The organism is Niabella ginsenosidivorans, from assembly GCF_001654455.1.
Taxonomy (GTDB): domain Bacteria; phylum Bacteroidota; class Bacteroidia; order Chitinophagales; family Chitinophagaceae; genus Niabella; species Niabella ginsenosidivorans.
The window spans coordinates 3,976,676-3,989,636 of sequence record NZ_CP015772.1 but is presented as its reverse complement, the minus strand read 5'-3'; the positions used below and the strand labels follow the sequence as shown (position 1 = coordinate 3,989,636).

Genomic DNA, 12,961 nt, shown 5'->3' with positions numbered 1-12,961 from the left:
TCTGATGGTTTTAGATGTTGATTGTTGATTGGCTGATCCGGGGCTAATTTAGGATTTTGTTACCAATCCGTAAAGAGGTCATATAAAGATAATGTTCCCTGTTAGGAGGGTTCCGGGTTAAGCCTGTAAAAGTATTCCTGAAACTGTTGTGCAATGGTCGTCCTGAACAGCGGAAATATTTTGCTGGTTCTTTTAAAACGGGATTTTTATAACAGGATGCTCTACCCCTGGGTTAAAATAATCCATACAACTGTGCATCTATCTTGGATATAATCTTTCCAAAATCTTCCGTGTTATCTGCAAAATTGTTTTTATCCACATCAATGATCAGCAGCTTGCCTTCTTTGTACCCCGCAATCCATTTATTATAATACTCATTCAGCCGCTTTAAATAATCTAACCGGATATTTTCTTCATATTCCCGGCCCCGTTTCTGTATCTGACCAACCAGTGTGGGAACAGAGGCGTTCAGATAGATCATGAGGTCCGGCGGGTTGACCATGGACTTCAATGTTGTAAAAAATTGATAATAATTATCAAAGTCTCTCTTGCTCATCAATCCCATCTCGTGCAGGTTCGGTGCAAAAATATTCGCGTCTTCATAAATGGTCCGGTCCTGGATAACGGTTTCCGTTCCATTCTGGATTTCCAGCAATTGCTTTAACCGGCTGTTGAGAAAATAGACCTGTAAGTTAAAGCTCCACCTTGGCATGTCTTCATAAAAATCCATCAGGTAAGGATTGTGGTCCACGTCCTCAAAGTGGGGAATCCATTTATAGTGCTTGCTCAGCATTTCGGTCAGCGTTGTTTTTCCGGCACCAATGTTACCGGCAATGGCAATGTGTTTGGGTTTGGATTTTGACTTAGCCATGTTATAAAGCGGATAAAATCTTTTAATATTGAAAAATAACCATTCTTTTTTAAATCGTTTTTATTTTTCTTAAAAGTACTTCAGTCCTATGGCGCTTCTTACCAGTTGCATGGTGTTTTCGGCACTTTCAGCAGCTTTCTGAGCGCCTACTTTTAAAATAATGTTTAAAGCGCTTTCATTTTCACGGATCTCTTTTGCTTTCTGACGAATGGGCCTGATGAACTGGATCATATCCTCCGCAAGTTGCTTTTTAAGGTCTCCATAGCGGATCGTACAGGCATTAAAATCAGCCTCATATTTTTCAATGACCGATGGGGCGCTTACCAGCTTCATCAGGTCAAAGATGTTTACAATATAATCCGGCTTTACTGCGTTTGGCTCAGTAGGCCCTGCGTCTGTTTTTGCTTTCATGATCTTTTTGCGGATCAGGTCATCGTCGTCCGACAGATAAATCGTTGCGTATTGATTTTCGCTTTTGCTCATTTTACCGGCGCCATCCAGGCTGGGCACCTTTAATAGCTGCTGCCCGTAGTTGAATGCTTTGGGCTCCGGGAACACTTCGCCATAACGGTGATTGAATCGGTTTCCAAACGTGCGCGTCATTTCAAGGTGCTGTTCCTGGTCCTTACCTACCGGAACATATTGCGCACGGTGTATTAAAATATCAGCAGCCATTAAAACAGGGTAGGTGAGCAGACCGGCATTTACATTTTCGGGCTGTAGTTTTACCTTATCCTTGAAGGTGGTGGTTTTTTCCAGTTCGCCTTTATAGGCCAGCATATTCAGGAATAAATAGAGCTCAGTGGTCTGTGGCAGATCGCTCTGGCAATAGAGCACGCTTTTGTCCGGATCCAGTCCACTTGCAAGATAATAAGAAGTAACAGAAAGAACATGCTCTCTCAGTTCCTTTGTATCAGGATGTGTGGTCAGGGAATGCAGGTCTGCTATAAAAAAATAACAATGGTATTCATCCTGCATTCTTACATAATTGCTGATCGCTCCAAAATAATTACCTAAATGAAGGGCTCCTGTGGGCCTTACACCGCTTAAAACAACCGGCCTGCCGGCAGGCCGGGTAGCACTTTTCTTGTCCATAGCCGGCAAAGATAATTAATGTTTGGGTCTGTCACATCTTTGAAATGGCAGTAACAGGGCAAACGCATCTTAATTATTTTTTTGAATCCATAAATGTGGATAAAGCGGTATTGCTAATAACCTCATCAATATGATAAATGGACAAATTCATTTTTGAACATTCTGAATTCTCAACAGGCCGTACTCAGTGCTTCAGTTGCTGTTTGTACAAAATACTATTTTTGATGACCGGTTATTACCAGATGCGGTTGCCTGGGGGCTGTAGCCTGGCTGTGCCGGCATGCTATTGCTTGCAAGAATAACAGCAGCAGATGCAAAACCCGGCAGGACTCCTGCAGATGCTGCAGATGATGAATGCTATAACTTTCCGGGTATTTAGTAATTTTGATGCCTATGGGGTATATCCGGGAATTTTACGAGCGTTTTATAAAGCTGGAGGAGCCGGAATGGCGTTTCATAGCTGCTCATTTTCAAAAGCAGGTTTTTCAAAAGCAGGAACATATCATTGACCTTGGTGAAACGGAAAACTACCTGTCTTTTATTGAATCCGGCCTGGTGCGGTTTTATATTCCCGGTGATGAAAGAGAATGGACCTTCCATTTTAATTTTCATAAGGAGTTTACAGGTGCCTATGATTCTTTTCTTACAAGAACCCCGGCAACGTACCGGTTGCAGGCGCTTTCTGAAACCATGCTCTGGCGTATTTCCTATGAGGATCTCCAGGAAGTTTATACGCATACCAGGGCCGGAAATTTCCTGGGGCGTTTTATAGCAGAACGGATGTTCCTTACCTGTGCCAGACGGACTATTGACCTTGTGCGGTACAACGCAACTGAGCGTTATCTGCAATTATTAAAAGAAGAGCCAAGAGTGCTGCAGCAGGTACCCCTGAAATATGTTGCGTCCTATATAGGCATAACCCCACAGGCCTTGAGCCGCATTCGCCGGCAGATTTCTTAACAATTATTCATTGCTGGCTGTGCCCGGAATAAAGACATTTGTAATAAACTATTACAGATGTTACAGCCCATACTGGCCTATGGCCACCCGCTGCTGAGGGAAAAAGGCAAACCGGTGAGCCTTGATAAAGAAGAATTGGATACGTTCATCGATCAGATGTGGCAAACCATGCGCCGGGCAAATGGCTGCGGCCTTGCGGCCAGCCAGGTTGGTAAAAACCTTTGCCTTTTTATAGTAGACAGCAGGAGTACGTATCAGCAGATGGAAAATGCAGCGCGCCAGGCCCTGTATGAAAATGGGGATACGGGAATAGAGGAAGTTTTTATCAACGCGGAGATGATCAGCAGATCCGGTGATGTATGGGTAGAAGAGGAAGGGTGCCTGAGCATTCCTTCGCTATCGCAGCCGGTTGCAAGACCCTGGAGCATTGAGATCCGGTATTTGGATAAAGAGCTGGTTCAGCGTCAAAAAGTTTTCAGCGGTAATACCGCGCGGATGATACAACATGAATATGATCATACACAGGGCATCCTTTACATAGATCACCTGAACCCGGTTGCCCGGAAATTGCTGATGTCCAGACTGAAAAAAATCCGGGCCGGAAAAGTGCAGGCAGGCTACCCGATGTGTTTCTTCAGGTAAACTTGTTGCAGGGTGTTCCCATTCAAATCAGACAAAAGCAACTGCCAATAATACATTTAGATTAAAGAACACTGTCACCCAGTTTTCCATTTGTAAAAACCAAATCATCCGAAAGTTCGGATGAGGCAGTGACAATCCTTCTTATGGGTCACCCTGCTCCGAATGTTCGGGGTGTTTCAGGGTCTGTTGAGCGATACTATAAATAGATGCCGAAGGATGATTGGGCTTCGTCAAGCCTGATATACCTTCACCTGGTGCAATTTAAATCTAAATGGTATAAAATGTTGACCGTTGAGAATCAATTATATCATCGTAATGCAGAGCGGGGGTGCAATACAGCCGCCGCAATTTGAATTAATCGGCCTGCTTTACGCTCCCGGCCCCGTTAGCCGTAGAATTTACCTTTGGATTTCCTTTATACCGGATGCTGGAAGCCCCGCTGGCATCTGCTGTTAACTGGATGCTGGCAAATACGTTGGCCGTGCTGGCGCCGGATGCATCCATATTGCTGGTTTCAGCTTTCAGGTCATATGCCTTTAGAGTGGAAGCTCCGCTTACTTCACCGCTTACATCTCTTGTTTCACCTGAAATGGTAAAAGTGGAAGCTCCGCTCACATCCAGCTTAATAGAGGGGGCTTTTACCCTGAAGCTCCCGTCAGATGCGCCGCTAATATCAAATGAAAGGGGGCGGTCCTGCATAAATTTATCATTGACCAGTTTAAGGGTGGCCGCTCCTGAAATAGCTATTTTGTTGGCATAGGGCATTGATATATATACTTTCAGTTCCTGGCTTGGATTCAAATTATAACCATCCTTTACATCAACGTTCAATTCTCCATCCTCAATATCCACAATCAGGTATTGAAATAAATTGTCGTCTGTTTCAATTTTTACACCGTATACCGAATCCTGCTTCAGGTAAACGGCTGCATTGTCTCCTACATCAATAGAGCTGAAATTTTTCAGATCATAGGTCCGGGAGTTGATCTTTTTGTTTCCCTTCACGCGCTGGTTGTCAACAATATTGCAGGAGGCTGCAATTACTGCTACTGATAAACAAAGAAGAATTAACTGTTTCATCCGTGTATTTTTGGGTTTAAAATATCAGGAATGCCGTTCCCCTTTTTAACCTTAAAATAGGTAATACCGGTTTTCCTGCTGTTAAAAATAATATCACCATTGCTTCATAAATATATTACTAATATGTCAGCCTGATTTTATTAACTTCGCCGCATCATGACCGAAAAAATCTTAATCCTTGATTTTGGCTCTCAATATACACAGCTGATCGCCCGCTGTGTAAGAGAAGCCAATGTTTATTGCGAAATACTCCCTTACTCTAAAACCTTTGAATTTGACGGCAATTTAAAAGGAATCATTCTTTCCGGTTCACCATTTTCGGTAAACGATACGAATGCGCCGGTTATTAACCTGAAAGGTATGGCAGAACAGGTGCCTGTTTTGGGGATCTGCTATGGAGCACAACTTGCCACAAAGCTTTATGGAGGCAGGGTGGAAAAGAGTAACAAAAGGGAGTATGGCCGGGCCCAGATGGAAGTAAAAGGTGCAAAAGATGTGGTATTAAGGGGCGTACCGGATAAAAGCCAGGTATGGATGAGCCATGGCGATAGCATTCTGGAACTGCCGGCAGATTTTGAGGTGCTGGCTACAACAGAAAGCATTCCGGTGGCAGCATTTAAGTACAGTAAAGCCCCGCACCCGTTGTATGGATTGCAGTTTCACCCGGAAGTGCATCATAGTGTGGAAGGAAAGAATATCCTGCACAACTTTTTGGTAAATATCTGCGGGTGCAGCCAGGATTGGACCCCCGCCCACTTTATTACGGACACGATCAGCCAGTTGAAAGAAAAGATTGGCAACCGGAAAGTGATTATGGCACTGAGCGGCGGTGTAGACAGCACTGTGGCGGCCACACTTATTCATAAAGCTATTGGTGACCACCTCTACGGGATCTTTGTAGATAACGGGGTTTTACGGAAAGGAGAGTTTGAACAGGTACTGGAAACCTATAAACAACTGGGACTGAATATAAAAGGTGTTGATGCCCGGCAATTATTTTATAAAGAGTTAAAGGGCAACCCGGATCCGGAGGCCAAGCGGAAGATCATCGGCCGTTTATTTATTGATGTGTTTCAGCAGGAGGCCAAGCAGCTTAGCGGCATTGATTTTCTGGGCCAGGGCACCATTTATCCGGATGTAATTGAAAGCGTTTCAGTACATGGCCCTTCGGTTACCATTAAATCGCATCATAACGTAGGTGGTTTGCCCGAAAAAATGCACCTGGAGCTCGTAGAACCATTGCGTTTCCTGTTTAAGGATGAGGTACGAAAAGTGGGAAGGGAACTGGGCATTCCGTCCAACCTTATTGACCGTCACCCCTTTCCCGGACCAGGACTGGCTATCCGCATTTTGGGGGAGGTAACAGAAGAAAAGGTAAAATTGTTGCAGGAAGCAGATGATATTTATATAAAAGCGCTGAAAGAAAATGATCTGTATGCAACGGTTTGGCAGGCAGGAACAATCTTATTACCGGTAAAAAGCGTAGGGGTAATGGGAGATGAGCGTACTTACGAATACACTGTTGCGCTGCGCGCAGTTACCAGTGTAGACGGTATGACGGCAGACTGGGCGCATTTGCCTTATGAATTTCTTGCAAATGTTTCCAATGAGATCTGTAATAATGTAAGGGGCATTAACCGTGTGGTTTACGATATCAGCAGTAAGCCCCCGGCCACTATAGAATGGGAATAATATTTGCAGGTAATAAGTGCCCATCTGTTTAATGGGATAAATATTCTTGTAAACTATGAAGCAATTTTTTTTATTAGTGTTCCTTCTGGTAACCGGCCTGTTACCTGTTGCTGCCCAGGTTACGGGGGCTGCCGGTAACCGTCATAAGCTGGCCGTTTTTACTCCGCTGTACCTGGATAATGCTTTTGGCCCTGATGGCAGCTATAATTATGATAACAGGTCCTTTCCCAAGGCCTCAATACCCGGACTGGAGTTTTACCATGGCGTTTCAATGGCAATTGATTCGTTGAACGCACAGAACATTCCGCTGGACGTTTATATCTATGATTCCAAATCATCCCGACAGAACATTGAAAGCCAGTTTAATAAGGCGGCTACAGACGGGGTGGAACTGATTATAGCCTATTGCTCATTAAATGAGCTGGGAACACTGGCAAAGCTGGCTGCTTCCAAAAAGATTACTGTTATTAATGCCACGGTGCCCAACGACGGTAACGTACGCAATAATCCTTATTTTGTAGTACTGAACCCCACCCTGCCTACACAGGGGGAGCAGATCTATGCCTACCTCAAAAAGAACTATCCAGGCCAGCAGATTACCTATCTTACCCGCAAAGGCGCATCAGAGAATTACCTGCGGTCCGTTTTTGAAACTTTAAACAAGGCCGACAGGAGCACCGCAATGCATATAAAATTTGTGGAGGTAAGAGATACCCTTTCCCAGGCGCAGGTAGCTGCTAATTTGGTAAAAGGCAGATCCTCGCTATTTGTTATAGGATCGCTGGATAATAACTATGCAGACAGGCTGTTAACACAGCTTGCAAGATTTGGTAAAACCTATTCGCCGATAACGGTAATGGGCATGCCCACCTGGGATAACCTGGACTTTTCAAAATACAAAGGACTAAGCCTTATTTACAGCAATCCCTTTTATAACCCCCGCACCGATGTGGCAAGCCGTAACATCAGCACCTATTACAGTTCAAAAATGTTTGCACGCCCCTCAGATCTTGTTTTCAGGGGATTCGGACTGGTGTATCGTTTCGGGCATTTGCTGGATCAATACAATGGTAATGTGCCCGGTATGCTGGAAAGCAACCAGTTCAGGATATTTTATGACCTGGATATAGAACCGGTAAGCAAAGAAAATAAAATTGATTACTACGAAAATAAAAAACTGTATTTCCTTAAATATTTTAATGGAAGTTTACAGGAAATAAAATAAAAGACGCTGTGAGAGGCATGTGCTATGTGAAGCGACAACGCTTCGCATTGTTATCTTATCGCCGCAGGCGATTATAATATTTAATGAGGTTGCTCCGAAAATATGAAATACAGGCAGGAATTGCCTTTCAGGAGGATTTACTGGTTACAAAATGCATTTTTTTATAAAAACACCCATTTTGAAGGACTATTGATTTTCATATCCATTGTTTCTTTGTTGAACCCGTTGCAGCTTTTCAATCATCATTACAGTAAAGCGCTTAAAACAGGCTGAGCGTGTATCAAGAGGTTTTTGAAGGTTCTGAGAATCGCATATTTGATCTTGCGCTCTCATCGCCTTTACCAAACAAAAAGAGGCTGTATCAGACTTTTGAAACAGCTTCTTTTATTCAGGCAGGAACCGATTTTTTACTTGCATTCAGTCTCACGGGGCCTGCTGCCTCATAGAGGCAATTTCCCGTTAAAAGGATTTTATACGGATCGGGAGCCCCATCGGGGCGACCTATAAACTTTATATAAGTTTATCGTTAAAAGGGTACGAAAAAAGACCCTTAAGTGGCAGGAGCATTAAAAATTTCCAAAGTCCGGCTCCCCAGTAAGTTTTAGAGATATACAATTTTCGTCGCTCCTGCATTTTCTGGTAGACCTAATAAGATAATATTGTGCCTCTGAATGAATACCCTTTCTAATTTTTCGCTTTCAGATCATCCAGGATGCTTTTTTGAGACGCTACCACTTTTTCCTGGGCGGCCTGTGCCTGTTTATTGGCTTCCATTTTCTTTTCAAGCGCGCTGTACTCGTCCTGCAAAGATTTTAGCTTTTGCTCTTCATCTACCATAATGGCTTCCTGCTTTTTTATCTCGAGAATCGTATTGCTTCTGCGGACATTATCATTCAGGCTTTCCAGGAAAGATTTGGCATTGGATGCCAGTACAACGGCATCACCGGAAATATTGCCGGCGCCTTCCATCAGCATATACAATGTGGTTTTCCAGTTGCCGCTCTTACCGGTTTGTTCTGTTTTAAATGTATAGTCGAGTTTGGAGGGGGTAATAGAAGTAATAACGCTGTTGGGGTAGGTTAAGATGCCTCTGGTTTCCTGCCCGGTTAAACGCAGGTCCGCCATCTTTGCTTTTAAGGCGTTTTCCACCACTTCCCGGGGATAATTGTATTCAATAACAATAGCCGGTTCCTCTGCTTTTTTATATTTTATTTTTCCTTCATAAGCTTTTTGTCCAAAAGTTACAGAGCCGGTCATAGTAAACAAAGCCAGGATTAACAGGATCTTTTTCATGTGAATTCGTATTTTTATATATGGATGCATTGCGAAGTTAATTAGTTGTTCCTCTAAGCCCAAATTTTAGGGGTTATCCGGGCGAACGCATCAAGTTATTTTTTACTCTAATTGGTCATCAGGAGTTTTTATTCACAATGCCACGAATATCCACCTGTTTCCCATCCGGGCAGGCACAAATAAGCACCAGTCAGCGCTATTCGTGCTCATTTTGAAGTAAGGAATAGTATTTTTTTATTCGTGTAACCGTGGCAAAGTATTTTACAGAGTATTTTACAGATTTATGCGCCCGCCCCCGGGAATTATTACCATTTATAATAAGTGCACTACATTTGTCAAATAATTTAAGAATCCATTGAGCGGCATTAAACAACTGGCAGGGCAAACGATTTGGTATGGTCTAAGCAATGTAATGGCCAGATTATTAAATTTTCTGTTAACCCCTATTTTAACCTACCTGATGGTGGATCAAAAAGGGGTTAAGGAATATGGTGATTTTAGCCTGTTGTATGCATGGATTGGTGTTGCAAACATCATTTATACATATGGCCTGGAAACCGGATTTTTCCGGTTTAGCAGTGATGCCGGCATATCCCAAAAGCAATTATTCAACACAACATTTGGTTCTCACGTAATTACAACCCTGTTATTAAGTGGCATTCTGCTTTATTATAGTCAACCCATCAGTGAATTTCTTGAAATTGGCAAATTGCCGCAGGTAATTGTAATTACGGTTTTTGTAATGGCTTTTGATACATTAGCCACTATACCATTTGCGAAGTTGCGCCAGGAGAATCGCCCGCGGCGATATGCCCTCATAAAGATTTTTGGTATTGTAGTAAATATTGGGTTGGTGGTTCTGTTTGTGTATTTTATTCCTGAGTATTTTTCAAAATCAAATAACTTTCTTGTCAGGTGGGTACTGCATCAAAACCGGGTAACGCTCCTGGTGCTGGCTAATATGGTACAGTCTTTCTTTGTTTTTCTTTTTTTATACCCGGAGTGGAAGCGCTTTCGTTTTAAAATCAATAAAGATCTTTGGAAAACCGTGGTGCATTATAGCACACCCATGATCATCATTGGCCTGGCGGGAATGATCAATGAAGTAATGGACCGGCAAATGCTAAAAAGTTTTTTGCCGCATTCCATGGATGAGAATATGCAGATTGTTGGAATTTATTCTGCCAATTATAAAATATCTATTTTCATTACTATGTTCATACAGGCGTTTCGGATGGCAGGGGAGCCTTTTTTCTTCAGGCAAAAGAGTGCCACAAACGCCAGGCAGGTGTATGCCCGCGTAATGAAATGGTTTGTGATTACGTTGTGTGTAGCGTACCTTTTTACAGGACTTTACCTGCACATCTGGCAGAACATGATCGGTAAGAAATATCGTTCAGGATTGGGAATTGTTCCCATTTTACTGATGGCGAATGTTTTTCTCGGCATTTATTATAATCTTTCAGCCTGGTATAAGCTCACTGATAAAATGTACTGGGGTATTATTATTACCGCTGCAGGAGCCGTGGTTACTATTATTGGCAACTATTTCTTCATTCCGAAATTTGAAATGTATGCCGGTGCAACGGTCACTATGACGTGTTATGGTACCATGGTAATTCTGGCGTATTTATTAGGGCAAAAATATTACCCCATTCCTTATGCCTGGAAAAAACTGGTCGCCTATCTGGTAATAACAATAGTACTTTTTTTGATCAATAAAAAGATTACATCGTTCACGCATAATTTCTGGTTAAAGACAGCCTTTGCTTCACTATTTATGTGCCTGTTCTTATACTTCGTAAGCAGGGTTGAGAAGAAAGAGCTCCAGGCGCTGCCTGTTGTCGGCAGATTATTCCGGTAATTATTAATGGCCCTTCCCCGCTATAAAAGTTGTTCTGTTTTACCTAAAAAAACCCTCTATTTTTGTCAAAAGCGCATTTATTTCAGGGAGTAATAACATATTATCAAGCCCTGTTGCCTACTTAAAAGGTGTTGGGCCGCAGCGTGCAGAGCTGTTGCAGAAGGAGCTGAACATTTTTACGTTTAATGACCTGCTGCATCACTTCCCCTTTCGTCATATTGATAAAACGAAACTTACTCCTATTGGCAATATAAGCCCGCGTGATGAATATGTACAAGTGGCCGGTATTCTTGCGCCGCTTGAAACGGCCGGTGAAAAAAGAGGCCGCCGGCTGGTCTCTCTGTTACAGGATAAAACGGGAACCCTGGACCTGGTCTGGTTTCAGAGCATCAACCTTATAAAAAAGATCATCCAGCCCGGTCAGCCCTACCTGGTATATGGCCGGGTATCTTTCTTTATGGGCAAGCCGCAGATGGTGCATCCTGAAATGGAGCCCTGGGATCCGGAAAAAATAAAAGGAAAGGATTTCCTGGAGCCCATTTATCCGTCAACTGAAAAATTAAAATCAAAATATTTAGGCGGGCGGCAGATAAGCAAACTAACCTCGGTGCTGCTGCAGCATCTTTCTGAAAAAGATATTCCTGAAAACCTGCCGCCGTCAATGCTGGAAGAACTAAAATTAATGCCCCGTTTCCAGGCCTATCAGAACATCCATTTTCCAAAGAATACAACAGCATATGAAGGCGCTGTGCGGCGGTTAAAATTTGAGGAAATATTTTTTGCCCAGTTGCGGCTGAATTTGGTACGCCTGGAGCGGCATCGTTTCTCAAAAGGTGTCGTTTTTGAAAAAGTAGGGGATCTGTTCAATCGCTTTTATAACCAGCACCTGCCTTTTGAGCTGACCAATGCCCAAAAAAAAGTGCTGAAAGAAATACGGGTGGATACCGGCCGGGGAAAACAAATGAACCGCCTGCTGCAGGGAGATGTGGGCAGCGGTAAAACCATTGTAGCGCTGCTGAGCATGCTGCTGGCAGCAGACAATGGCTATCAGTCCGTATTAATGGCGCCTACGGAGATCCTTGCCCGGCAGCACTTCCAGGGCATAAAGGAATTGCTGGAACCGCTGCCTGCGGAAGTGGCTATTTTAACAGGAACAACAAAGGGAAAAGAGCGCAAACGTATTTTAGAGAAGCTGGCGGCGGGCGAAATAACGATTCTGATAGGTACGCATGCGGTTATAGAAGACCCTGTTCAGTTCCATAACCTGGGGCTGGTCATTATTGATGAGCAGCACCGCTTTGGAGTGGCGCAACGTGCAAGGCTTTGGGAAAAAGCAACCCTGCCACCGCATGTGCTGGTGATGACCGCAACGCCCATCCCTCGCACACTGGCAATGACCGCTTATGGCGACCTGGATTACAGTGTGATTGATGAACTGCCACCGGGAAGGAAACCGGTACAGACCGTGCACCGTTATGAAAATGACCGCAGCCTGGTAATGGATTTTTTAAAAGCAGAGATCGCACTGGGCAGACAGGTATATATTATTTTCCCCCTGATTGAAGAAAGCGAAAAGCTGGATTATGAAAATCTCATGGAAGGCTATGACGTGGTAAAGACCTATTTTCCTGAACCGCAATACTGGATCAGTATGGTACATGGTAAAATGCCGGTGCATCAGAAAGACGAAAACATGCGGCGTTTTGTGGTGCATGATACGCAGATCATGGTGGCCACCACAGTTATTGAGGTGGGGGTAAATGTGCCTAATGCATCGGTAATGCTGATCGAAAGCGCTGAGAAATTCGGGCTTTCACAATTGCACCAGCTGCGCGGGAGGGTAGGCCGGGGCGCGGAAAAAAGCTATTGCATCCTGCTTACCGGTAAGAAGCTGGGCAATGAGGCGCGGGAGCGTATGAAAATTATGACCAGCACCGGTAATGGTTTTGTTATTGCGGAAAAGGACCTGGAACTGCGGGGTCCCGGGGATATTGAAGGTACAAGGCAAAGCGGGATATTGAGCTTTAAACTGGCGGATATTGTAAACGACCGGGTAATGGTCAACACTGCAAAAGAGCTTTGTGAACGGATCTTAAAGGAAGATCCTGACCTGTCGCAGCCCGGGCATGAAATGATGAGGAACTTTTTGCATTCTCAAAAAGGGAAGACCGCCTGGAGCAAAATTTCTTAGGATACAATTGCCGGTGCTGACCCAAAAGGCCCTTGATGCCTCCCCGCC

General features: G+C 43.8%; 10 protein-coding genes. 6 read left to right on the top strand and 4 right to left on the bottom strand.

The features are described 5' to 3' along the window. Positions 1-232: 232 nt before the first annotated feature. Positions 233-871, bottom strand: a complete 639-nt coding sequence (locus tag A8C56_RS16785) for a deoxynucleoside kinase (protein ID WP_067758537.1) — start codon at positions 869-871, stop codon at positions 233-235. 69 nt (positions 872-940) lie between these two features. After that, positions 941-1,966, bottom strand: coding sequence for a tryptophan--tRNA ligase (gene trpS / locus A8C56_RS16780; RefSeq protein WP_067758534.1), 1,026 nt, complete (start codon positions 1,964-1,966; stop codon positions 941-943). 393 nt (positions 1,967-2,359) lie between these two features. Between trpS and A8C56_RS16775 the strand changes: the two genes are divergently transcribed. Together A8C56_RS16775 and def are read left to right on the top strand one after the other, a co-directional pair. Further along, positions 2,360-2,926 (top strand): Crp/Fnr family transcriptional regulator, encoded by a 567-nt coding sequence (locus A8C56_RS16775; RefSeq protein ID WP_067758532.1) that lies wholly within the window; start codon positions 2,360-2,362, stop codon positions 2,924-2,926. 57 nt (positions 2,927-2,983) lie between these two features. Continuing rightward, the gene (def, locus tag A8C56_RS16770; protein WP_067758529.1) at positions 2,984-3,568 is read left to right on the top strand and encodes a peptide deformylase; all 585 of its coding nucleotides are present in this window, start codon (positions 2,984-2,986) and stop codon (positions 3,566-3,568) included. Between the two features lie 354 nt (positions 3,569-3,922). Here def and A8C56_RS16765 read toward each other — a convergent pair whose 3' ends face one another. Next, positions 3,923-4,648 carry a head GIN domain-containing protein gene (locus A8C56_RS16765; protein ID WP_067758527.1) on the bottom strand — a complete coding sequence of 242 codons (726 nt, stop codon included), beginning with the start codon at positions 4,646-4,648 and terminating at the stop codon, positions 3,923-3,925. A 156-nt stretch (positions 4,649-4,804) separates the two neighbouring features. On the opposite strand from A8C56_RS16765, the gene guaA reads away from it, so the two are divergent. Both guaA and A8C56_RS16755 read left to right on the top strand, forming a co-directional pair. Beyond that, entirely contained in the window at positions 4,805-6,340 is a 1,536-nt protein-coding gene (guaA, locus tag A8C56_RS16760; protein WP_067758524.1) for a glutamine-hydrolyzing GMP synthase, read from the top strand. A gap of 55 nt (positions 6,341-6,395) precedes the next feature. Next, entirely contained in the window at positions 6,396-7,565 is a 1,170-nt protein-coding gene (locus A8C56_RS16755) for an ABC transporter substrate-binding protein (RefSeq protein WP_067758521.1), read from the top strand. A 684-nt stretch (positions 7,566-8,249) separates the two neighbouring features. On the opposite strand, the gene A8C56_RS16750 is transcribed toward A8C56_RS16755, so the two are convergent. Continuing rightward, the gene (locus A8C56_RS16750) at positions 8,250-8,858 is read right to left on the bottom strand and encodes a hypothetical protein (protein ID WP_067758518.1); all 609 of its coding nucleotides are present in this window, start codon (positions 8,856-8,858) and stop codon (positions 8,250-8,252) included. Between the two features lie 412 nt (positions 8,859-9,270). On the opposite strand from A8C56_RS16750, the gene A8C56_RS16745 reads away from it, so the two are divergent. Next, on the top strand, positions 9,271-10,722 hold the full coding sequence (locus A8C56_RS16745) for a lipopolysaccharide biosynthesis protein (protein ID WP_245645550.1): 1,452 nt from the start codon (positions 9,271-9,273) through the stop codon (positions 10,720-10,722). A gap of 154 nt (positions 10,723-10,876) precedes the next feature. Further along, positions 10,877-12,913 (top strand): ATP-dependent DNA helicase RecG, encoded by a 2,037-nt coding sequence (gene recG / locus A8C56_RS16740; RefSeq protein WP_262492425.1) that lies wholly within the window; start codon positions 10,877-10,879, stop codon positions 12,911-12,913. Positions 12,914-12,961 lie beyond the last annotated feature (48 nt).

Excerpts from the sequence above, each read along its gene's own strand:
- guaA (WP_067758524.1), top strand. The coding sequence starts at position 4,805 with ATGACCGAAAAAATCTTAATCCTTGATTTTGGCTCTCAATATACACAG.
- A8C56_RS16750 (WP_067758518.1), bottom strand. The coding sequence starts at position 8,858 with ATGAAAAAGATCCTGTTAATCCTGGCTTTGTTTACTATGACCGGCTCT.
- A8C56_RS16755 (WP_067758521.1), top strand. The coding sequence starts at position 6,396 with ATGAAGCAATTTTTTTTATTAGTGTTCCTTCTGGTAACCGGCCTGTTA.
- A8C56_RS16785 (WP_067758537.1), bottom strand. The coding sequence starts at position 871 with ATGGCTAAGTCAAAATCCAAACCCAAACACATTGCCATTGCCGGTAAC.
- trpS (WP_067758534.1), bottom strand. The coding sequence starts at position 1,966 with ATGGACAAGAAAAGTGCTACCCGGCCTGCCGGCAGGCCGGTTGTTTTA.
- A8C56_RS16765 (WP_067758527.1), bottom strand. The coding sequence starts at position 4,648 with ATGAAACAGTTAATTCTTCTTTGTTTATCAGTAGCAGTAATTGCAGCC.
- A8C56_RS16745 (WP_245645550.1), top strand. The coding sequence starts at position 9,271 with ATGGCCAGATTATTAAATTTTCTGTTAACCCCTATTTTAACCTACCTG.
- A8C56_RS16775 (WP_067758532.1), top strand. The coding sequence starts at position 2,360 with ATGGGGTATATCCGGGAATTTTACGAGCGTTTTATAAAGCTGGAGGAG.
- def (WP_067758529.1), top strand. The coding sequence starts at position 2,984 with ATGTTACAGCCCATACTGGCCTATGGCCACCCGCTGCTGAGGGAAAAA.